This window comes from Paraburkholderia phenazinium, from assembly GCF_900142845.1.
GTDB lineage: Bacteria > Pseudomonadota > Gammaproteobacteria > Burkholderiales > Burkholderiaceae > Paraburkholderia > Paraburkholderia phenazinium_A.
Genome location: NZ_FSRU01000002.1, coordinates 3,551,301 through 3,572,458 on the forward strand (window position 1 = coordinate 3,551,301; position 21,158 = coordinate 3,572,458).

Below are 21,158 nucleotides of genomic sequence, written 5' to 3' on the forward strand. Positions count from 1 at the left end.
AGCCGCGCCGGTTTGCGGCCCGCGCGCCTTTTATGGTCTAATGACTCTCGACGAAACAGGGGTGCTTTGCGCGCGGGCCACACGCCGCGGCGAGGCTGAGAGAGACCCTTTGCACCCGATCCGGGTAATACCGGCGCGGGAAGTTTCCGGAAGTCAGCGTTTCTTCCAGCTTTTCTTCCATTCCCCGCCGGGCGGCGTCCGTCACTGGATGCGCCTTTTGCCCGGCCGGCCTCGCAAGCCGGTTTCGTCCTTGGGTACGTGCGCCTGTTGCCGTACGGAAAGGATACGATGACCGCTCAATCTTCAGTTTATTGCCTCGTTTGTCCCCTCATGGCGCAAACCGCTCTGCGCATGCCGGCGGGACGGCGATGAGCACGCACGCCCAGGCGGATTTCGCCGTCATCGGCGGTGGTCTGTGCGGCCGGCTGGTTGCATGGCGGCTCGCCGGCGCGGGGCACCGCGTCGCCCTGTACGAGCGCGGCGATGCCGCCGGCTCGCGGGCTGCAGCGTGGGTGGCGGCGGCGATGCTCGCCCCGCTCGCCGAAGCGGCCAGCGCCGAATTGCTGATCACGCGCCTCGGCGCCGCCTCGCTCGACACCTGGCCGAGCGTGCTGGCCGAATTGCCCGAACCGGTATTCTTTCAACGCAATGGCACGCTGGTCGTCTGGCATCACGCCGATCGCACCGAAGCGCCGTTGTTCGAGCGCCGCGTGCGCTCAAATGCGCCGGCGGATCTGCTCGAGGGCGGCTTTGTCGCGCTGGCGGGCGCCCAGCTCGGGGCGACCGAGCCCGCGCTCGCCGGCCGTTTCACGCAAGGCTGGCTGTTGCCGCACGAAGGGCAGCTCGACAATCGCCAGGTGCTCAGCGCGCTTGCCGCGGGTCTGGCCGAACGCGGTGTCGAGACGCACTGGAATACGCCGGTCGCCGATCACGCCCTGCCGCCGGCCCGCGTGACGATCGATTGCCGCGGACTCGGCGCCAAGGCGGTGTTGCCCACCTTGCGCGGCATCCGCGGTGAAGTTGCCCGCGTGCATGCGCCCGGTATCGGCCTCACGCGTCCGGTGCGCCTGCTGCATCCGCGCTACCCGCTGTATATCGCGCCGAAGCAGGACGATCTCTACGTGATCGGCGCCACCGAAGTGGAAGGCGAAGACATGTCGCCGGTCAGCGTGCGCTCCGCGCTGGAATTGCTGAGCGCGGCGTTCTCGGTGCATCCGGGCTTCGGCGAGGCGCGCATTCTCGAATTGAACTCGCAGTGCCGCCCGACCTTGCCGGACCACCGTCCGGCGCTGGTGTGGGATGGCGCGCAGACCTTGCGCGTGAACGGCCTGTACCGGCATGGCTACATGATCGTGCCGGAAGTCGCGGACGAAGCCGCCCGCTTTGCCGCCGCGCTGCTCGAAGGACGCATCGGCGACGCCGACGCCTTCGCCGGCTGGCGGCGCGATGCCCGCTGGAGCGAGCTGTTTCAGCTCGCCCGGCTCGACCCACAGAATTGCGCGCAGGTGCCGGCATGAGCGTTGCGAAGATGGCTGCATCGGCCGTCGTGCCCATCACCTGCGTGATCGATTGAACCGTATCTGAACACCATGGACATTCATATCAATCAGAAGCCGTTGTCGCTCCCCGACGGGGCGACCGTCGCCGATGCGCTGGTTGCCTTCGGCGCGCGTCCGCCGTTCGCCGTCGCGCTGAACGGCGATTTTGTTGCCCGCACCCAGCACACCGCGCGCGCGCTGCAGGCGGGCGACAAGCTCGACGTCGTGCAACCCGTCGCCGGCGGCTAAACGGCGCTCGCCTGCGGGCCAAACGTGGTCGCCTGCGGCCAGGGCCCGCGCATTGCCAGAGACAAGGATTTTCAGATGACTGCTCCCACTCCCGCCGACGCCCTCACGCTGTACGGCCAAACCTTTGCGAGCCGGGTGCTGCTCGGCACCTCGCGCTATCCGTCGCTGCAGTCGCTGTCCGACTCGATCGATGCCGCGAAGCCCGGCATGATCACGGTCGCGCTGCGCCGCCAGATGAACGACGGCGGCGCCGAAGCCGGCTTTTTCGACCTGCTCAAACGCCACGGCGTGCCGGTGCTGCCGAACACGGCTGGCTGCCAGAGCGTCGGTGAGGCGGTCACGACCGCCCATATGGCGCGCGAAGTCTTCGAGACCGACTGGATCAAGCTCGAACTGATCGGCGACGACTACACGCTGCAACCCGACCCGGTCGGCCTGATCGAAGCGGCCGCTCGGCTGGTGAAGGACGGCTTCAAGGTGCTGCCGTACTGTACTGAAGATCTGGTGATCGGCCGGCGCCTGCTCGACGCCGGCTGCGAGGCGCTGATGCCGTGGGGTGCGCCGATCGGCACCGGCAAGGGCGTGATCAATCCGTACGGCCTGCGGGTGCTGCGCGAGCGGCTGCCGGACGTGCCGCTGATCGTCGACGCGGGACTGGGCGTGCCGTCGCATGCGGCGCAGGTGATGGAATGGGGCTTCGACGGCGTGCTGCTGAACACCGCGGTGTCGCAGGCGACTCACCCCGAGGCGATGGCCCGTGCCTTCGCGCTGGGCGTCGAAGCGGGCCGCGAGGCCTATCTCGCGGGGCCGATGGCCGAACGTGAAACCGCCCACGCGAGCACGCCGGTGGTCGGCATGCCGTTCTGGCATCAGGACGGGAGCGCAGCATGAACGCGACCTCGACGCAGACTTCGCCGCTCGGCGGCCGCGACCTGTTCTGGCCGCCCGCCGACGAGCTGACCGAAGCCGCCGAGCGCATCCGCGCGCGGCTGGGCGACTGGCCGCCGACCCACGCGCCGTGGCGCATCTGCCTGACCGCGCCGGACGACGCCAACGGCGGCGATCTGATCATCGTCGCCGACGCCCAGCAGCACGGCGAACCGGTGGCGCGCTGGCAGGTGCAGGGCGCGGGCGTGATCGTCGCGGCTGCAGGCCGTGCGACGCTGCATCTGGGCGGCGAGCGCTATTCGCTGGAAGGCCATCTGGCCGAAGACTGGATCCCCGCGCTTGCCGCGTTTCTCGATTGTGGCTTTGCGCCGCACGACGCGCTGGTGCTGGCGCTCGCCTGGCGCGACGGCGACGAAACACGCGGCGCTGATGCCTGGCCCTCGGACCTGGCACGTTTTCCGCAGGTGACGGGCTTGCCGGCAGCGCCGCAGCAGGCGTTCGCGCGCTGCCCCGAACGCCTCGGGCTGTACCCGGTGCTGCCGACCGCCGAATGGGTCGAGCGGGTGGTTGGGTTGGGCGTGAAGACGGTTCAACTGCGTCGCAAGACGGCCGCCCCGGGCGAACTGGCGCGGGAGATCGCCCGCTGCGTCGCCGCAGGCCGCGCGCACGACGCCCAGGTGTTCATCAACGACCATTGGCAACTGGCGCTCGAAGCCGGCGCATACGGCGTCCACCTCGGCCAGGAAGACCTGCACAAGGCCGACCTCGCGAAGCTCGCCGCGGCCGGTGTGCGGCTCGGTCTGTCCACGCACGGCTACTATGAGATCCTCACCGCGCTGCACTTCCGGCCCAGCTACGTCGCGCTCGGCGCGGTGTTCCCGACCACCACCAAGGTGATGCCCACGGCGCCGCAAGGACTCGCGCGTCTCGCCCGCTACGTGCGCCTGCTCGACGGCGTCGTGCCGCTGGTGGCGATCGGCGGCATCGACCAGCAGGTGCTGCCGCAGGTGCTGGCGACGGGCGTCGGCTGTGCCGCCGTCGTGCGTGCCGTCACCGAGGCCGCCGATCCGGCCGACGCCATTTCTGCGATGCAGCGAGGGTTTACGCCATAATCGCGGCGTCCCTGTCTACGGGGACGGGGCGCGTCACGGCATCATTCGCATGATGGCCCTATAATTCGGCCTTCTGTGTAAAAGGATCGTCAGCTTCGTGCCCTCCTCCTCCGAGACCCTTCTCGAGCTTCGCGACGTCGACTTCGGTTACGGCGACCGGCTCGTCCTGTCGAACCTGAATCTGCGCTTCCAGCGCGGCCAGGTCGTCGCGGTCATGGGCGGCTCGGGGTGCGGCAAGACCACCGTGCTGCGGCTGATCGGCGGCCTCGTGCGCGCCCAGCGCGGCCAGATCCTGTTCCAGGGGCAGGACATCGGCGCGCAGACGCGCGACGGCCTGTACGCCCTGCGCCGCAAGATGGGCATGCTGTTCCAGTTCGGCGCCCTGTTTACCGACATGTCGGTGTTCGAAAATGTGGCTTTTACGCTACGCGAGCACACCGATCTGCCCGAAGAACTGATCCGCGACCTGGTGTTGATGAAGCTCAACGCGGTCGGCCTGCGTGGCGCGCGCGACCTGTCCCCGGCGGAGATTTCCGGCGGCATGGCGCGCCGGGTGGCGCTCGCCCGGGCCATCGCGCTCGACCCCGAACTGATGATGTACGACGAACCGTTCGCCGGTCTCGATCCCATTTCGCTCGGCATCACCGCCAACCTGATCCGCGCGCTGAATCAGGCGCTCGGCGCCACCTCGATTCTGGTGACGCACGACGTGCCGGAGTCGTTCGCGATCGCCGACTACGTCTATTTCCTCGCCAACGGCGGTGTGCACGCCGAAGGCACACCTGCCCAGTTGCGGGCCTCGACCGATCCCACCGTGCGCCAGTTCATCGACGGCGCGCCGGACGGTCCGTTCAAGTTCCACTATCCCAGCAACACGCCGCTTGCGGCAGACTTCGGCATCGGCGGGGGACAGGCATGATCAGTTCGATCGGACGTTCGGTCATCGGCGGCCTTGAAACCGCCGGCTATGCCACGCGGCTCTTCTTCCGCCTGGTGCTCGAATTCTTCCCGTTGCTGCGCCGTCCGCGTCTTGTCACGAAGCAGATCCACTTCGTGGGTAATTATTCGCTCGTGATCATCGCGGTGTCGGGGCTGTTCGTCGGCTTCGTGCTCGGGCTGCAGGGCTACAACACGCTGAACCGCTACGGTTCCGAGCAGGCGCTCGGGCTGCTGGTGGCGCTGTCGCTCGTGCGCGAGCTCGGGCCGGTCGTCACCGCGCTGCTGTTCGCGGGCCGCGCCGGCACCTCGCTTACCGCTGAAATCGGTCTGATGAAGGCCGGCGAGCAACTGACAGCCATGGAAATGATGGCGGTCGACCCGATCAAGATCGTGGTCGCGCCGCGCCTGTGGGCGGGCATCATCTCCATGCCGATCCTCGCGGCGATTTTCAGCGCGGTCGGGATCGGCGGCGGCTATGTCGTGGGCGTTCTGATGATCGGCGTGGATGCCGGCTCGTTCTGGTCGCAGATGCAGGGCGGCGTCGACGTGTGGGCTGACGTCGGCAACGGGGTGATCAAGAGTATCGTGTTCGGCTTTGCGGTGACGTTCATCGCGCTCTTCCAGGGCTACGAAGCCAAACCGACCCCGGAAGGTGTTTCACGGGCGACGACCAAGACGGTGGTGTACGGCTCGCTGGCCGTGCTCGGCCTCGATTTCCTGCTGACCGCATTGATGTTCAGCTAAAAAACCGCGCGACGCGCCTTCCGCCGCGGGCATTGACTTGCCTGCGCCGCGCGGAAGGGGTGGCCGGCGCGACGGATTCTCTTTGGGATGACGATGAAAAAGACTGCTCTCGACTTCTGGGTCGGCCTGTTTGTGGTGCTGGGTTTCGTGGCGCTGCTGTTCCTGGCGCTGAAGGCCGGCAACATGAGCTCCTTGTCGTTTCAGGCAACCTATCCGGTCAAACTGAAGTTCGACAATATCGGAGGCCTGAAGGCGCGCGCGCCGGTGAAGAGCGCGGGCGTGACGGTCGGCCGGGTCGATTCGATCGGTTTCGACAGCAATTCGTACCAGGCCGTGGTGACGATCGATCTGGACAAGCAATACCCGTTTCCGAAGGACACCTCCGCCAAGATCCTGACCTCGGGCCTGCTCGGTGAGCAGTACATCGGTCTGGAACCGGGCGGCGATAGCGAAATGCTGAAAGCAGGCGACACGATCTCGATGACGCAGTCGGCCATCGTGCTCGAAAACCTGATCGGCCAATTCCTCTATAGCAAGGCGGCAGATTCGGGTGCCGCCAAGTCGGGCGCGTCCGCTGCGGCCCCCGCGCCGGCGGCACCGGCACCGGCCGTGCCCGCCTCGGGCGCGTCGGGTCAATAAGGAGAACAAGAATGCAGACCATGCGCGTCCGTTTCACGGCGCTCGCGTTCGGCGCGGCGATGCTGGCCGGCTGTGCGACCGTCCAGACCCCCACCAAAGGTGACCCCTTGGAAGGGTTGAACCGCACCGTCTTCAAGTTCAACGACAAGGTCGACCAGTACGCGTTGAAGCCGGTCGCCAAAGGCTACGTGTACATCACGCCGCAGCCGATACGCGACAGCGTGACGAACTTCTTCTCGAATATCGGCGACGTCTACGTTGCGGCGAACAACCTGCTGCAATTGAAGATTACCGATGGCGTCGAAGACATCATGCGGATCGTCATCAACACCACCTTCGGCGTGGGCGGCCTGTTCGACGTGGCCACGCTCGCGAAGCTGCCCAAGCACGACAACGACCTCGGCCTCACTCTCGGCCACTATGGCGTGCCGGCGGGTCCGTACCTCGTGCTGCCGCTGTTCGGGCCGAGCACGGTGCGCGACGCGGTGGGCTCGATTGGCGCTTACTATGTCAATCCGCTGTCGTACATTCATCCGGATGGCCTGAGCTGGGCGCTGTACGGCGTGAACATCGTCAACACGCGGGCCAACCTGCTGGGCGCGAGCGACGTGCTGGAAGGCGCGGCGCTCGACAAATACTCGTTCGTGCGTAACGCCTATCTGCAGCGCCGCAACTATCTGCTGTCGCAAGGCAAGGGCGGCGGCAACGCGTCGTTGCCGGATTACGGCGACAATGCACCGCTGCCCAAGTACGACGATGTGGATGGCAGCGCTGCGGCGCCGGCTGCCGCAGCGCCTGCAACGGCGGCCTCTGCTCCGGGTGCGGCTTCTGCGCCGGCGAGCGCAGCGGCTCCGCAAAGCGCGTCGGGCGCCACCGCCGCCGCTGCGGCGCCTGCCTCCGGTGTGTCGACGTCGCCGCCGCTGGATATGAACGGCGGTCCGGAGAACGATCAGGTGCCGGCCGACCAGATCGTCCCGCCGCGGCTTGATTTCCCATCGTTCAAATTGCGTTGAGGGGGCAGTCGTAACACCTGGAAACGACTCTCGCAGTTTGCGCGTGGATCGCGGATGAACTCGCGTGCTATTGTCGGTTCCAAGGTTTGCGCTGCACTATTTCATTCTGTCAGGCTCAATATGAAAAAATTCTTCCTCATTTCGGTTTTTGCTGCGTTCTTTTCGTTCGGTGGCACGGCGTTCGCGCAAGCGGTGGATAGCAGCGCGCCCGACGCCCTGATCAAGACGGTCACCCAGCAGGTGGTCGACGCGGTCCGTAACGACAAGTCGATCCAGCAGGGCGATATTTCCCACATCACCCAGCTCGTCAACGAGAAAATCCTGCCGTACACGGACTTCCGCCGCACGACGCAACTGGCGATGGGCCGCAACTGGCGCGCCGCGACGCCCGACCAGCAAAACGCGGTGGTCGAGCAGTTCAAGATGCTGCTGATCCGCACGTATTCGGGCGCGCTGGCGCAGGTCAAGGACCAGCAGATCCAGTACAAGCCGTTCCGCATGAACCCGGACGACACCGACACGGTGGTGCGCTCGGTGGTCATGAACAACGGTTCGCCGGTGGAACTGGACTACCGTCTGTACAAGACGGCGCAAGGCTGGCGCGTGTATGACATCAACGTGCTCGGCGCATGGCTGATCCAGGCGTATCAGCAACAGTTCAACGAGCAGATCCAGCAGCACGGCGTGGATGGGCTGATCCAGTTCCTCACGCAGCGTAACCAGCAACTCGCCGCAGGCAAGCAGTCGTGAGCACAGCGGTGAACGCCGAGGTCCGCTCCGTAGCGGGCCGTTTCGAAACCGGTACGACGCTGACCCACGCGAGCGCCAAAACCGCGCTCGCGGCGGGGCTACAGCGTATCGCGGCGGGCGCGACCGGTGTCGATTGCGCGCCGCTCGCGCAGTTCGATTCGTCGGCGCTCGCCGTGCTGATTGCGTGGCAGCGTGCCGCCCAGGCACGCGGCGCCGCGCTCGACATCGTCAATCTGCCGGCTGGCCTCGCCAGCCTGGCGCACGCCTACGGCGTCGACGTCCTCCTCTCCTCGCGACATTGACGCTCTACTGACGCTTCCGGCGTCGCCTCCCAATCCCCCGGGCCAGGTCGGGACTCCCGACTTTGCCCTATAATCAAACGTTTTTTGCGGCTCGGGTTGTACTTGAAACGAGCCCCAATTTCGTCCCCTCCAGCACTTTGCGCACCTATCAGGCGCCGTGATCCAAAGCGGCGCACAGTCATGCCAGCCATAGAAATTCGTAACGTCAAGAAGCGCTACAAAGATCTTCAGGCGCTCAAGGGCGTCAGCCTCACGGTGGAAGAAGGCGAGTTTTTCGGACTGCTCGGTCCGAACGGCGCGGGCAAAACGACGCTTATCAGCATACTCGCCGGTCTCGCGCGCGCCGATGAAGGCAGCATCGCGGTGCGCGGCCACGACGTCGTCACTGATTTCCGCGACGCGCGCCGGGCGCTGGGCGTCGTGCCGCAGGAACTCGTGTTCGACCCGTTCTTCACGGTGCGCGAGACCTTGCGCATCCAGTCCGGCTACTACGGCCTGCGCAACAACGACGCGTGGATCGACGAGGTGATGGCCAACCTCGATCTCACCGAAAAGGCCGACGCCAACATGCGCGCGCTGTCGGGCGGGATGAAGCGCCGCGTGCTGGTCGCGCAGGCGCTGGTGCACCGGCCGCCGGTGATCGTGCTCGACGAGCCCACCGCTGGCGTCGACGTGGAGCTGCGTCAAACCTTGTGGAAGTTCATCTCGCGCCTGAATCGCGAAGGCCACACGATCGTGCTGACCACGCACTATCTGGAAGAAGCGGAATCGCTGTGCGACCGGATTGCGATGTTGCGGCGCGGCGAAGTGGTCGCGCTCGAGCGCACCAGCACGCTGCTGCAACGCTTTGCCGGCATGCAACTGTTCCTGCGCTTTACCGAGGGCGTGCTGCCGGCCGAATTGCGGCCGCTCGAAGTCGAGTCCGGCGCGGGCAACGGCCATAGCCGGCAGCATCTGCTGCGTCTCGCGAGCTACGACGAGGTCGAGCGGATTCTCGCGCAGTGCCGCAGCGCCGGTTGCAAGCTGGAAGAAGTCGAGGTGCGCAAGGCCGACCTCGAAGACGTTTTCGTTCAGGTGATGAACGGTCCGGAAGTGATCGAGGGGCTTGCATGAGCGGTTTTAGTGGATTTCGCACGCTGTTTTACAAGGAAATTCTGCGTTTCTGGAAGGTTGCGTTCCAGACGGTCCTCGCGCCGGTGATCACGGCGCTGCTGTATCTGACGATTTTCGGCCACGCGCTGCGCGGTCACGTGCAGGTCTATCCGGGCGTCGAGTACACGAGCTTCCTGATTCCGGGGCTGGTAATGATGAGCGTGTTGCAGAACGCGTTCGCCAATAGCTCGTCGTCGCTAATCCAGTCGAAAATCACCGGCAACCTGGTGTTCGTGCTACTGCCGCCGCTGTCCCACTATGAGATGTACTGCGCGTATGTGCTGGCTTCGGTGGTGCGGGGTCTGGCGGTCGGCTTCGGCGTGTTTATCGTGACAATCTGGTTCGTGCCGCTCAGTTTCAGCGCGCCCTTGATCATCATTGCCTTTGCCGTGCTGGGCGCGGGGATTCTCGGCACGCTCGGTCTGATCGCCGGCATCTGGGCCGAGAAGTTCGATCAGCTCGCCGCGTTCCAGAATTTTCTGATCATGCCGCTCACGTTCCTGTCGGGCGTGTTCTACTCGACGCATACGCTGCCGCCGGTGTGGCGCGAAGTGTCGCGGCTGAATCCCTTTTTCTACATGATCGACGGCTTTCGCTACGGTTTCTTCGGGGTCTCGGATATCGATCCGCTCGTGAGCCTGGCCATCGTCGCCGGTTTCTTCGTGGTGCTGGCCGTGGCGGCGATGCGCATGCTCGCCTCCGGCTACAAACTGCGCCACTGACGAGGAGCTTTCCCATGTTGCCGACTCCTGAACAGGTCAAGCAATACATCGCGGTTGGACTCGCCTGCGAGCATCTGGAAGTCGAAGGCGACGGTCAGCATTTCTTTGCGACCATCGTGTCTCCGAGCTTCGAAGGCAAGCGGCTGATTCAGCGTCATCAACTCGTGTATGCGGCGCTCGGCGACCGCATGCGCGAAGAAATCCACGCGCTCAGCATGAAGACGCTGACGCCCGCCGAATGGCAAAACGCGTAATCTGGAACGTTAGTGCGAATTACACAAGACAGGCGCGAGGCCGGTAGTGGCGCCGCCGCAGAAAGCAATGCAGCTCCGGTGCAGAGCCGGATCGATCAGGAACTGACAGGTATGGACAAACTCGTCATTGAAGGCGGCCAGCGGCTGGCCGGTGAGATCGTCGTGTCGGGGGCGAAGAACGCCGCCTTGCCGATCCTGTGCGCCGGCTTGCTGAGCGCGGAGCCGGTTCATCTCGAGAACGTGCCTGACCTGCAGGACGTGCGCACCACGCTCAAGCTGCTCAACCAGATGGGTGTGCGCACCGAATCCAGCGCGGGTCGCGTGTTGCTCGATGCGTCGAAGGTCGACAACCTCGTTGCACCGTATGAGCTGGTGAAGACCATGCGTGCCTCGATCCTCGTGCTCGGGCCGCTGCTCGCACGCTTCGGCGAGGCGAAGGTGTCGCTGCCGGGCGGCTGCGCCATCGGCGCACGGCCGGTCGACCAGCACATCAAGGGCCTGCAGGCGATGGGCGCGGAGATCACCATCGAGCACGGCTTTATTGAAGCCCGCGCGAAGCGCCTGAAGGGTGCGCGCATCGTGACCGACATGATCACCGTCACCGGCACCGAGAATCTGCTGATGGCAGCCGTGCTGGCCGAAGGCGAGACCGTGATCGAAAACGCCGCGCGCGAGCCGGAAGTGGGCGATCTCGCGCACCTGCTCGTCGAAATGGGTGCGCAGATCGACGGCATCGGCACCGACCGTCTCGTGATCCAGGGCGTCGACAAGCTGCACGGCGCGAAGCACACGGTAATTCCCGACCGTATCGAAGCGGGCACGTTCCTGTGCGCGGTCGCGGCCGCCGGTGGCGATGTGATCTTGCGCAAGGTGCGTCCGCTGATCCTGGAAGCCGTGACGGAAAAGCTGCGCGAAGCCGGCGTGACGATCGAGGAAGGCGACGACTGGATGCGCGTGCGCATGGACCGGCGTCCGCAGGCGGTGAGCGTGCGCACCTCCGAGTACCCGGCGTTCCCGACCGACATGCAGGCGCAGTTCATGGCGCTCAACACGATCGCCAACGGTACGGCCCAGGTGGTCGAGACGATCTTCGAAAACCGTTTCATGCACGTCCAGGAACTGAACCGCCTCGGCGCCAACATTACGATCGACGGCAACACGGCGCTCGTGAACGGCGTCGACAAGCTGTCGGGCGCCAAGGTCATGGCCACCGACCTGCGCGCCTCGGCAAGCCTCGTGATCGCCGGTCTGTGTGCCGACGGCGAGACGCTGATCGACCGCATCTATCACCTGGACCGTGGCTACGACCGCATGGAGTCGAAGCTGACGGCGGTCGGCGCGAAGGTGCGCCGCATTGCGGGGAGCCAGGCATGAGCGCGCTGCCGCAAACCTCGTCCTCGACGGCGGTGAGCGCACCGCTCACGTTGGCGCTGTCGAAAGGACGTATCTTCGAAGAGACCTTGCCGCTGCTCGAGGCGGCCGGCGTGCAGGTGGCCGAAGACCCGGAAACCTCGCGCAAGCTGATCTTGCCGACCACCGACGCGAACCTGCGCGTGATCATCGTGCGCGCCACCGATGTGCCGACCTACGTCGAATACGGCGCGGCCGACTTCGGCGTGGCGGGCAAGGACGTCTTGCTCGAGCATGGCGGCAGCGGCCTGTATCAGCCGGTCGACCTCGACATCGCGCGGTGCCGGATGTCGGTCGCCGTGGCGGCGGGCTTCGATTACGAGAACGCGGTGCGCCAGGGGGCGCGGCTGCGCGTCGCCACCAAATATGTGGAAACCGCGCGCCAGCATTTTGCCGCGAAGGGTGTGCACGTCGACCTGATCAAGCTGTACGGTTCGATGGAACTCGCGCCTCTGGTGGGCCTTGCCGATGCGATCGTCGACCTGGTCAGCTCGGGCGGCACGTTGCGCGCCAATAATCTTGTCGAGGTGGAAGAGATCATGCAGATCTCGTCGCGCCTCGTCGTGAACCAGGCCGCACTCAAGCTCAAGCGTGCCGCGCTGCGGCCGTTCCTCGACGCGTTCGAACGCGCGTCGCGGCGCGCCGATGCGGTGGCCTAAGCGCCTGACGATGCCTGATGCGGCCCGATGCCGCCTGATGTTGCCTGATGCAAGTTGAAGGAGCATCGGGCGCGCCTTACCGAAACGGATACCAGCATGTCTATCAAGATTCGCAAACTCGACTCCAGCGCTCCCGAATTCCAGAAGGCGTTGCACGCGGTGCTCGCGTTCGAGGCGAGCGAGGATGAAGCGATCGAGCAGTCGGTCGCGCAGATTCTGGCCGACGTGAAGGCGCGCGGCGATGCCGCCGTGCTCGAGTACACCAACCGCTTCGACCGTCTTACGGCGCCGAGCGTCGCCTCGCTCGAATTGCCGATGTCGGAACTCGAAGCGGCTCTCGAAGGGCTCGATCCGCGCCGCCGGGCCGCGCTCGAAGCCGCCGCCGGCCGTGTGCGCGGGTATCACGAGAAGCAGAAGATCGAATGCGGCAGCCATAGCTGGCAGTACACCGAATCCGACGGCACCGTGCTGGGCCAGAAGGTCACGCCGTTGGACCGCGCCGGCATCTACGTGCCGGGCGGCAAGGCCGCGTATCCGTCGTCGGTGTTGATGAACGCGATCCCGGCGCGGGTGGCCGGCGTGCGCGAAATCGTCATGGTCGTGCCCACGCCGGACGGCGTGAAGAATCCGCTGGTGCTGGCGGCGGCGCTGCTGGGCGGCGTGGACCGCGTGTTCACCATTGGCGGTGCGCAGGCCGTCGGCGCGCTGGCTTACGGCACCGCTACCGTGCCCGCGGTCGACAAGATCTGCGGCCCGGGCAATGCGTATGTCGCGTCGGCCAAGCGCCGCGTGTTCGGCACGGTGGGCATCGACATGATCGCCGGTCCTTCAGAAATCCTGGTGCTGTGCGACGGCACCACCGATCCGCGCTGGGTCGCCATGGACCTGTTCTCGCAGGCCGAGCACGACGAGCTCGCGCAATCCATCCTGCTGTGCCCGGACGACGCCTTCATTGCCCGCGTGCATGACGCGATCAACGAGCTGCTGCCCACCATGCCGCGCCAGGACGTGATCCGCGCCTCGCTGGAAGGGCGCGGCGCGCTGATCAAGGTGCGCGACATGGCCGAAGCCTGCGCGATCGCCAACGACATCGCCCCGGAACACCTCGAGATTTCCGCGCTCGAGCCGCATCAATGGGGCAAGCTGATCCGCCATGCGGGCGCGATCTTCCTTGGCCGCTACACCAGCGAAAGCCTCGGCGACTACTGCGCGGGCCCGAATCACGTGCTGCCTACGTCGCGTACCGCACGGTTTTCCTCGCCGCTTGGCGTCTATGATTTCTTCAAGCGCTCGAGCGTGATCGAAGTCAGCGCGGAAGGTGCGCAGACGCTCGGTGAGATCGCCGCGGAACTCGCGTATGGCGAAGGACTGCCGGCGCATGCCCGCAGCGCCGAATACCGGATGAAGCAGAACGGCTGAGCGCGCCAGGCTGGTGTCATCCAGCCGGCGCCTCACCGACCTTGACCAACCGGGGCGGCTCTCGCGCCGCCCCTGCATGACTGGTCCGTTGTACGGAACAGTCCGCCCATCCATGACGACACCTCAAGACATCATTCGCCGCGACGTGCTCGCGATGACGAGTTATCCCGTTCCGGACGCGACAGGCTTCGTGAAGCTCGACGCGATGGAAAACCCGTTCCCCTTGCCGGCGCCGCTCGCGGCGCAACTCGGCGAGCGTCTCGCCGGCGTCGCGCTGAACCGCTATCCGGCGCCGCGCCCGGAAGCGCTGCTCGAGAAAATCAAACGCGCGATGGGCGTGCCGGCCAACTGCGAAGTGCTGCTGGGCAACGGCTCGGACGAGATCATCAGCATGGTGTCGATGGCCTGTGCCCAGCCGGGCGCCAAGGTGCTCGCGCCGGTGCCGGGCTTCGTGATGTATCAGCTGTCGGCCAAACTGGCGAATCTGGAATTCGTCGGCGTGCCGCTCAAGGCCGATTTCACGCTCGACGTCGAAGCCATGCTCGCCGCCATCGCCGAGCATCAGCCGGCCATCGTCTACCTGGCGTATCCGAACAATCCGACCGGCACGCTGTACGACGCCGCCGACATGGAGCGCATCATCGCAGCCGCGGACAAGAGCCTGGTGGTGATCGACGAGGCGTACCAGCCGTTCGCGCAGCAAAGCTGGCTGCCGCGCGCCGACGCGTTCGACAACGTGGTCGTCATGCGCACGGTCTCGAAGCTCGGCCTCGCCGGCATTCGCCTCGGCTATCTGGCCGGACGCGCGGCCTGGCTGACCGAGTTCGACAAGGTGCGCCCGCCCTACAACATCAATGTGCTGACGCAGGCCACGGCCGATTTCCTGCTCGATCACCTCGACGTGCTCGACGCGCAGGCCGCGCAATTGCGTGAGGAACGTACAAAGCTGGCTCAGGCCGTCGGCCAGTTGCCGGGCGCGCAGGTGTTCCCGAGCGCCGGCAACTTCCTGCTGGTGCGGGTGCCTGACGCATCCGTTATGTTCGAAACGCTGCTTACCGCGCGGGTTTTGATCAAAAACGTGAGTAAAATGCACCCATTGCTGGCGAATTGCGTGCGTCTGACGGTGGGTTCCCCTGAAGAAAACGCGCAACTGCTGGCCGCACTGAAACTCGTGCTGCATTAAACGGCGTGCCGTTGCACCGCGCACCGCGTAGCGGGCGCGGCATCCGGCGTTCCCCCCAAACCCCCATCTTTCATAGTCAGATTCGAGGAATTACCATGCGCCAGGCGGAAGTCGTTCGCGACACTAGCGAAACGCAGATCCGTATCAAGATCAATCTGGACGGCACCGGCAAGCAAAAGCTCGCCACCGGTGTGCCGTTCCTCGACCACATGCTCGACCAGATCGCGCGGCATGGGTTGATCGATCTCGACATCGAGGCGCATGGCGACACGCATATCGACGACCACCATACGGTCGAAGACGTCGGCATCACGCTGGGGCAGGCGGTCGCGAAGGCCGTCGGCGACAAGAAGGGCATCCGTCGCTACGGTCATTCTTACGTGCCGCTGGATGAAGCGCTGTCGCGCGTGGTGATCGATTTTTCCGGCCGCCCGGGCCTCGAATTTCACGTGCCGTTCACGCGCGCGCGCATCGGTACGTTCGACGTCGATCTCTCCATCGAATTTTTCCGCGGCTTTGTGAACCACGCCGGCGTGACGCTCCATATCGACAACCTGCGCGGCCTGAATGCCCATCACCAGATGGAAACGGTGTTCAAGGCGTTCGGACGGGCGCTGCGCATGGCCGTCGAACTGGACGATCGTGCGGCAGGGCAGATTCCGTCGACCAAAGGTAGCTTATAAGGGCCCCCAAACCTGTCGCTTCGCGCCAGGCCCCCCGAGGGGGCGGGCAAGAAAACCTGGGGCTGCCCGGCGTTTTCTTGCAATCAGGCGAGTGAGCAAGCAGGACTAACCGGACCGGGCGCGCGCCTTGCGTGGGCTTGGCTTGCGATGGATATCCTCAAGTCGTTTATCTCGCTGCTGGCGTTGATCAACCCGGTGGGCGCGATTCCGTTCTTCATGAGCCTCACGGCCCAGCAGTCGGACGGCGAGCGGCGCCGGACCATCCGGATTGCTGCGATCTCAGTGTTCTTCGTGATTGCGGTGACGACGCTGCTCGGGCAGCAGATCATCGGCTTTTTCGGCATCTCGGTGGGCTCGCTGCAGGTGGGCGGCGGCATCATCATGTTGCTGATGGCGATCAATATGCTGAATGCGCAGATCGGCAACAGCCGTTCGACGCCGGAAGAGCGTCACGAGGCCGAGCAGAAGGATAACGTCGCCGTGGTGCCGCTCGCGATCCCGCTGCTGACGGGGCCGGGCGCCATCAGCACGGTGATCATCTATGCGGCCCACTCGCCGCATTGGTACGACCGGATTAGTCTTATCGTTATCGGCGCGGTGCTGGCGGCGATCTGCTTTTTTTCGCTGCGGCTTGCTGAACCGATCGCCCGCTGGGTGGGGCAAACGGGCATCAATATCGGCACGCGGCTCATGGGTTTGATGTTGTCGGCGCTGGCGGTGGAATTCATCGTCGACGGTCTGAAGGCGTTACTGCCTAACTTGAAATGAAAACTTCGATTGCGATTGTGGATTACGGAATGGGCAACCTGCGTTCGGTCGCCCAGGCATTGAGAAAGGCCGCGCCGGAAGCGGAGGTGGCGATCGTCGACCGGCCGGAAGCGATTCGCGCGGCCGATCGCGTCGTGCTGCCCGGCCAGGGCGCGATGCCCGACTGCATGCGCAGCCTCGCCGAATCGGGCCTGCAGGAGGCGGTCGTCGAAGCGTCGCGCAGCAAGCCGCTGATGGGCGTGTGCGTGGGCGAGCAGATGCTGTTCGACTGGAGCGCCGAGGGCGGCACGCCAGGGCTCGGCCTGTTGCCCGGCAAGGTGCTGCGCTTCGACCTGGAAGGCCAGCTGCAGGACGACGGTTCGCGCTTCAAGGTGCCGCAGATGGGCTGGAACCGCGTCCGCCAGACCCTGCCGCACCCGCTGTGGGACGGCGTCGCGGACGGCAGCTTCTTCTACTTCGTGCATAGCTACTACGTGCAGCCGGACAATGCGGCGCACACCTCGGGCGAGACTGTGTACGGCGTGCCCTTTACCTCGGCGGTGGCGCGGGATAACATCTTCGCAACCCAATTCCACCCGGAAAAGAGCGCTGAAGCGGGTCTGCGCGTGTATCGAAACTTCGTGCACTGGAACCCGTGAGCGCCTGCCGTCCCATCTTTCGTTGTACCGTGAGCCGCCTGATTCGTACCGTGGCGGCGTGCGGCGCTGCGTCTTTGTGCCCGATGCACGTGCGCCGGGCTCCTGAAAGAGTTGTACTAAACTAGCGAAACGGCGCGCGAGCAGCCTCATCCGGCTTTTCGGCGCCGCCCGACTTTAAACCTTCTTCCCTGACTAGACCCGATTGCTATGCTGCTGATTCCCGCCATCGACCTGAAAGATGGTCAGTGTGTACGCCTCAAACAGGGCGACATGGACCAGGCGACGATTTTTTCCGAGGAACCGGCGGCGATGGCCCGACACTGGGTCGACCGCGGTGCCCGGCGCCTGCACCTCGTCGACCTCAATGGAGCATTTGCCGGTAAGCCGAAGAACGAAGACGCGATCCGCGCGATCATCGAGGAAGTCGGTGGCGAGATTCCCGTCCAGCTGGGCGGCGGCATCCGCGACCTGAACACCATCGAGCGGTATCTGGACGACGGTCTGTCGTACGTGATCATCGGCACGGCGGCGGTGAAGAACCCGGGCTTTCTGCAGGACGCCTGCACGGCGTTCGGCGGCCATATCATCGTCGGGCTGGACGCGAAAGACGGCAAGGTGGCCACGGACGGCTGGAGCAAGCTGACCGGCCACGAAGTCGCCGACCTCGCGCGCAAGTTCGAGGACTACGGCTGCGAGTCGATCATCTACACCGACATCGGCCGCGACGGCATGCTGCAGGGGATCAACATCGAAGCGACGGTGCGCCTCGCGCGCGCGGTGAAGATTCCGGTGATCGCGAGCGGCGGCCTGTCGAACCTCGCCGACATCGAAGCGCTGTGCGAAGTCGAAGTCGAAGGCATCGAAGGCGTGATCTGCGGTCGCGCCATCTATTCGGGCGACCTCGACTTTGCGGCGGCCCAGACGCTCGCCGACAAGCTGCGCGAGTCGGACGACGCCTGACGCGTTTCGGCGCCGCGGGTGCGGATGCCTGGTCGCTCTGGACTGCGGCGACCCTACGCTGCAAGGCAGCGCCGGCCGTCGAGGCAAGCGAAGGCCAACCCAGGCCAGCCCGGCACGGCAACGCGCGCCGGCATTGCGCCGCTCCGGTATGAGCGGCCTCATCAGCGGTATTGGCAAGAATTTGCACGATCATGGCTCTAGCTAAACGCATCATCCCCTGTCTCGACGTCACGGCTGGCCGTGTGGTCAAAGGCGTCAACTTCGTCGAACTGCGCGATGCCGGCGACCCGGTCGAAATTGCCCGTCGCTACGACGAGCAGGGCGCCGACGAACTCACCTTCCTCGACATCACCGCCACCTCCGACCAGCGCGACCTGATCCTGCCGATCATCGAAGCGGTGGCGTCGCAGGTATTCATTCCGCTGACGGTCGGCGGCGGCGTGCGCGCGGTCGAAGACGTGCGGCGCCTGTTGAACGCGGGCGCGGACAAGATCAGCATGAACTCGTCGGCGGTCGCGAACCCACAACTGGTGCGCGACGCCACGGATAAATACGGCTCGCAGTGCATCGTGGTCGCGATCGACGCCAAGCGCGTCTCCGCCGACGGCGAAACGCCGCGCTGGGAAGTCTTCACGCATGGCGGGCGCAAGGCGACCGGGCTGGAAGCGGTCGAATGGGCGTGCAAGATGGCCGAACTCGGCGCCGGCGAAATCCTGCTCACCAGCATGGACCGCGACGGCACCAAGAGCGGCTTCGACCTGGCGCTTACGCGCGCCGTGTCGGACGCCGTGTCGATTCCGGTGATCGCCTCGGGCGGCGTCGGCTCGCTGCAGCATCTGGCAGACGGCATCAAGGACGGTCACGCGGACGCCGTGCTGGCCGCCAGCATTTTCCACTACGGCGAACACACGGTCGGCGAGGCCAAGCGCTTCATGGCCGAACAAGGCATTTCGGTGAGGTTGTGACGTGGTGAACCCTACGGCAGTAGATTGGCTCGACAAGGTGAAGTGGGACGCGAACGGCCTCGTGCCGGTGATCGCGCAGGAAGCCTCGAGCAACGACGTGCTGATGTTCGCGTGGATGAACCGCGAGGCGCTCGCCAAGACGGTCGAGACCGGCCGCGCGGTGTATTTCTCGCGCTCGCGTCAGCGTCTGTGGTTCAAGGGCGAAGAGTCCGGCCACGTGCAGCACGTGCATGAAGTGCGGCTCGATTGCGACGAAGACGTCGTGCTGCTGAAGGTCGAGCAGGTATCGGGCATTGCCTGCCATACCGGCCGCCATTCGTGCTTTTTCCAGAAATTCGAAGGGACGGTCGACGACGGCGACTGGGTCGCTGTCGAGCCCGTCCTGAAAGACCCCGAACACATCTACAAATGACGCAAAACTCGCAATCGACGAACGACACCCTGCTGCGCCTCGCCGCAGTGATCGACGGCCGCAAGGGCGGCGATCCGGACGTGTCGTATGTATCGCGCCTGTTCCACAAGGGCGACGACGCGGTCTTGAAGAAGATCGGCGAAGAAGCGACTGAGGTCGTGCTCGCCGCCAAGGACGTGCGCCAGGGCGGCGCGCCCACCGCGCTGGTCGGCGAAGTGGCCGATCTCTGGTTCCATTGCCTCGTGATGCTGTCGCACTTCGATCTGAGCCCGGCCGATGTGCTCGCCGAGCTCGAACGCCGCGAAGGCATGTCGGGGATCGAAGAGAAAGCGCTGCGCAAGAGCCGCGAGCGCGAGCAGCAAGGCGACTGACGTCAACTGAGTTCAACCGAACGCCAACAGGAAGGAGGACGCAAACATGGAACAGTCGCAAGGTGCTTATCCGCCACCCCCGCCGCCGCCGTCCTACCGCAATGCCGTCGAATCCGACCGCGAGCGTAGCGCGCGCACCCTGACGCATGTGCTGTACGCCCTCTACGCGGTCTATTGGCTGACGGGCGGCATCTCGGTGCTGGTCGCCATCATCGTCAATTATGTGAAGCGGCCCGACGTGGTGGGCACGCCCTACGAGGCGCATTTCCAGTGGCAGATGCGCACGTTCTGGTGGTGCATGCTCGGCTATCTGATCGGCGGCCTGCTGTTTTTCGTCGTGATCGGAATTCCGATCCTGTGGGCTGTCGGGATCTGGATGTTGTACCGTATCATCAAGGGCTGGCTGTATCTGTACGACAACAAGCCGCTGCTGAATCCGCGGGCGTGGTTCTGACGTCTGGTTCCGCCGCCCGCCCGTTTGCGCTTCAGGACACACATGAGCCACGACTCAAATTGCCTTTTCTGCAAGATCGCCTCGGGCGAGATTCCGTCTACCAAGGTCCATGAGGACGACGAGTTCGTCGCCTTTCGCGACATCCGTCCGGCAGCCGAGACGCATGTGCTGGTGATTCCGCGCAAGCACATCGAAACGCTGTCGAACTGCAGCGAAGGCGATGCACCGCTGCTTGGTAGAATGCTCGTATTGGTGGCGCGTCTGGCCGAGCAGCTCGGCGTGGCCTACACCGGCGGCGAGACCGGCTTTCGCACGGTGATTAACACCGGGCCGGGCGGCGGTCAGGAGGTGTACCACCTGCATGCGCATATTCTGGCGGGACCGCGTCCGTGGCAACGGATGGGGTAAGCGCCGGGGCGCCGCGAACGCAGACGGTTCGATCGCGTTCTACAGGCGTATTGAACTGCGTATGATGGCGGACGGCGGAGCGAAGGCGTTTTTCTCTTGAGATGTAATGACGCCGTCGCGATTGCCTGACCACAATCGTGCGCAGAGCCGCTGGGGGAATCCGAAGCAGCGGCGGCAACGTATAGATGAGGCGTACGCGCTTCGATTCGGGCCGTAAGGCGCAGATGTTCGACGCGTGCAAACGCGATGTCGGGGTTAAGGAGAGTAGTCATGGGTTCGTTGAGTATTTGGCACTGGCTGATCGTTTTGCTGATCGTGGCACTCGTGTTCGGCACGAAGAAGCTGCGCAATATCGGTACTGACCTGGGCGGCGCAGTGAAGGGCTTCAAGGAAGGCATGAAAGAAGCGGAGACACCGGCCGGCGACGCGCAACAGCGCGAGCTGCCCCGCACCGACACGGTGGACGTCGACGCCAAAGAAAAGACGCCGCGCTCGAGCGACTACCGCTAAGCCGCGGTCCATCCGC

27 protein-coding genes and 1 riboswitch are annotated in these 21,158 nt (G+C 65.0%); all 27 genes read left to right on the plus strand.

Going from position 1 to position 21,158, the window contains the following annotated elements:
- Positions 1–47 precede the first annotated feature (47 nt).
- A riboswitch (TPP riboswitch) is annotated at positions 48–159 on the plus strand.
- A 209-nt stretch (positions 160–368) separates the two neighbouring features.
- The 27 genes from BUS12_RS33010 (at position 369) to tatA (ending at position 21,142) form a co-directional block, all read left to right on the plus strand.
- Positions 369–1,517 carry an FAD-dependent oxidoreductase gene (locus BUS12_RS33010; protein ID WP_074301455.1) on the plus strand — a complete coding sequence of 383 codons (1,149 nt, stop codon included), beginning with the start codon at positions 369–371 and terminating at the stop codon, positions 1,515–1,517.
- 72 nt (positions 1,518–1,589) lie between these two features.
- Positions 1,590–1,787 carry a sulfur carrier protein ThiS gene (thiS, locus tag BUS12_RS33015; protein WP_074301456.1) on the plus strand — a complete coding sequence of 66 codons (198 nt, stop codon included), beginning with the start codon at positions 1,590–1,592 and terminating at the stop codon, positions 1,785–1,787.
- 75 nt (positions 1,788–1,862) lie between these two features.
- Positions 1,863–2,678, plus strand: coding sequence for a thiazole synthase (locus tag BUS12_RS33020; protein WP_074301457.1), 816 nt, complete (start codon positions 1,863–1,865; stop codon positions 2,676–2,678).
- Entirely contained in the window at positions 2,675–3,787 is a 1,113-nt protein-coding gene (gene thiE, locus BUS12_RS33025; RefSeq protein ID WP_074301458.1) for a thiamine phosphate synthase, read from the plus strand. Before BUS12_RS33020 ends, thiE begins: the two co-directional genes overlap by 4 nt.
- 97 nt (positions 3,788–3,884) lie before the next feature.
- Entirely contained in the window at positions 3,885–4,706 is an 822-nt protein-coding gene (locus BUS12_RS33030; protein ID WP_074301459.1) for an ABC transporter ATP-binding protein, read from the plus strand.
- Positions 4,703–5,470: a lipid asymmetry maintenance ABC transporter permease subunit MlaE gene (gene mlaE, locus BUS12_RS33035; RefSeq protein ID WP_074301460.1), complete on the plus strand. Its 768-nt coding sequence runs from the start codon at positions 4,703–4,705 to the stop codon at positions 5,468–5,470. Before BUS12_RS33030 ends, mlaE begins: the two co-directional genes overlap by 4 nt.
- A gap of 93 nt (positions 5,471–5,563) precedes the next feature.
- Positions 5,564–6,109, plus strand: coding sequence for an outer membrane lipid asymmetry maintenance protein MlaD (mlaD, locus tag BUS12_RS33040; RefSeq protein ID WP_074301832.1), 546 nt, complete (start codon positions 5,564–5,566; stop codon positions 6,107–6,109).
- Positions 6,110–6,120: 11 nt separating this feature from the next.
- Positions 6,121–7,122 carry an MlaA family lipoprotein gene (locus BUS12_RS33045; protein WP_074301461.1) on the plus strand — a complete coding sequence of 334 codons (1,002 nt, stop codon included), beginning with the start codon at positions 6,121–6,123 and terminating at the stop codon, positions 7,120–7,122.
- Between the two features lie 120 nt (positions 7,123–7,242).
- On the plus strand, positions 7,243–7,872 hold the full coding sequence (locus BUS12_RS33050; RefSeq protein ID WP_074301462.1) for an MlaC/ttg2D family ABC transporter substrate-binding protein: 630 nt from the start codon (positions 7,243–7,245) through the stop codon (positions 7,870–7,872).
- The gene (locus BUS12_RS33055) at positions 7,869–8,174 is read left to right on the plus strand and encodes an STAS domain-containing protein (protein WP_253190245.1); all 306 of its coding nucleotides are present in this window, start codon (positions 7,869–7,871) and stop codon (positions 8,172–8,174) included. Before BUS12_RS33050 ends, BUS12_RS33055 begins: the two co-directional genes overlap by 4 nt.
- 180 nt (positions 8,175–8,354) lie before the next feature.
- Positions 8,355–9,287 (plus strand): ABC transporter ATP-binding protein, encoded by a 933-nt coding sequence (locus BUS12_RS33060; protein WP_074301463.1) that lies wholly within the window; start codon positions 8,355–8,357, stop codon positions 9,285–9,287.
- On the plus strand, positions 9,284–10,048 hold the full coding sequence (locus tag BUS12_RS33065; RefSeq protein WP_074301464.1) for an ABC transporter permease: 765 nt from the start codon (positions 9,284–9,286) through the stop codon (positions 10,046–10,048). The genes BUS12_RS33060 and BUS12_RS33065 overlap by 4 nt, the downstream gene beginning before the upstream one ends.
- A 14-nt stretch (positions 10,049–10,062) precedes the next feature.
- Entirely contained in the window at positions 10,063–10,302 is a 240-nt protein-coding gene (locus BUS12_RS33070) for a BolA family protein (protein WP_074262648.1), read from the plus strand.
- A 111-nt stretch (positions 10,303–10,413) separates the two neighbouring features.
- Positions 10,414–11,676 carry a UDP-N-acetylglucosamine 1-carboxyvinyltransferase gene (gene murA, locus BUS12_RS33075; protein ID WP_074301465.1) on the plus strand — a complete coding sequence of 421 codons (1,263 nt, stop codon included), beginning with the start codon at positions 10,414–10,416 and terminating at the stop codon, positions 11,674–11,676.
- Positions 11,673–12,371 carry an ATP phosphoribosyltransferase gene (hisG, locus tag BUS12_RS33080; RefSeq protein WP_074301466.1) on the plus strand — a complete coding sequence of 233 codons (699 nt, stop codon included), beginning with the start codon at positions 11,673–11,675 and terminating at the stop codon, positions 12,369–12,371. Before murA ends, hisG begins: the two co-directional genes overlap by 4 nt.
- A gap of 96 nt (positions 12,372–12,467) precedes the next feature.
- On the plus strand, positions 12,468–13,790 hold the full coding sequence (gene hisD / locus BUS12_RS33085; RefSeq protein WP_074301467.1) for a histidinol dehydrogenase: 1,323 nt from the start codon (positions 12,468–12,470) through the stop codon (positions 13,788–13,790).
- Positions 13,791–13,902: 112 nt separating this feature from the next.
- Complete coding sequence (gene hisC / locus BUS12_RS33090) at positions 13,903–14,973, plus strand: histidinol-phosphate transaminase (protein ID WP_074301468.1); 1,071 nt, start codon at positions 13,903–13,905, stop codon at positions 14,971–14,973.
- Between the two features lie 95 nt (positions 14,974–15,068).
- A complete protein-coding gene (hisB, locus tag BUS12_RS33095) occupies positions 15,069–15,656 on the plus strand; it encodes an imidazoleglycerol-phosphate dehydratase HisB (protein WP_074262644.1) in 588 nt (195 codons plus the stop codon).
- Between the two features lie 147 nt (positions 15,657–15,803).
- A complete protein-coding gene (locus BUS12_RS33100) occupies positions 15,804–16,424 on the plus strand; it encodes a MarC family protein (RefSeq protein ID WP_074301469.1) in 621 nt (206 codons plus the stop codon).
- The gene (gene hisH / locus BUS12_RS33105) at positions 16,421–17,062 is read left to right on the plus strand and encodes an imidazole glycerol phosphate synthase subunit HisH (RefSeq protein ID WP_074301470.1); all 642 of its coding nucleotides are present in this window, start codon (positions 16,421–16,423) and stop codon (positions 17,060–17,062) included. The genes BUS12_RS33100 and hisH overlap by 4 nt, the downstream gene beginning before the upstream one ends.
- A gap of 207 nt (positions 17,063–17,269) precedes the next feature.
- Positions 17,270–18,022, plus strand: a complete 753-nt coding sequence (gene hisA, locus BUS12_RS33110; RefSeq protein ID WP_074301471.1) for a 1-(5-phosphoribosyl)-5-[(5-phosphoribosylamino)methylideneamino]imidazole-4-carboxamide isomerase — start codon at positions 17,270–17,272, stop codon at positions 18,020–18,022.
- Positions 18,023–18,213: 191 nt separating this feature from the next.
- Positions 18,214–18,987, plus strand: coding sequence for an imidazole glycerol phosphate synthase subunit HisF (hisF, locus tag BUS12_RS33115; RefSeq protein WP_074301472.1), 774 nt, complete (start codon positions 18,214–18,216; stop codon positions 18,985–18,987).
- Position 18,988: 1 nt separating this feature from the next.
- Positions 18,989–19,399 carry a phosphoribosyl-AMP cyclohydrolase gene (gene hisI / locus BUS12_RS33120; protein WP_171991746.1) on the plus strand — a complete coding sequence of 137 codons (411 nt, stop codon included), beginning with the start codon at positions 18,989–18,991 and terminating at the stop codon, positions 19,397–19,399.
- Positions 19,396–19,770 carry a phosphoribosyl-ATP diphosphatase gene (locus tag BUS12_RS33125; protein ID WP_074301473.1) on the plus strand — a complete coding sequence of 125 codons (375 nt, stop codon included), beginning with the start codon at positions 19,396–19,398 and terminating at the stop codon, positions 19,768–19,770. Before hisI ends, BUS12_RS33125 begins: the two co-directional genes overlap by 4 nt.
- Positions 19,771–19,816: 46 nt before the next feature.
- Positions 19,817–20,224, plus strand: coding sequence for a DUF4870 family protein (locus BUS12_RS33130; protein ID WP_074301474.1), 408 nt, complete (start codon positions 19,817–19,819; stop codon positions 20,222–20,224).
- Between the two features lie 42 nt (positions 20,225–20,266).
- Positions 20,267–20,632, plus strand: a complete 366-nt coding sequence (locus BUS12_RS33135; protein ID WP_074301475.1) for a histidine triad nucleotide-binding protein — start codon at positions 20,267–20,269, stop codon at positions 20,630–20,632.
- A 270-nt stretch (positions 20,633–20,902) separates the two neighbouring features.
- Entirely contained in the window at positions 20,903–21,142 is a 240-nt protein-coding gene (gene tatA / locus BUS12_RS33140; protein ID WP_074301476.1) for a Sec-independent protein translocase subunit TatA, read from the plus strand.
- The last annotated feature ends 16 nt before the right edge of the window (positions 21,143–21,158 follow it).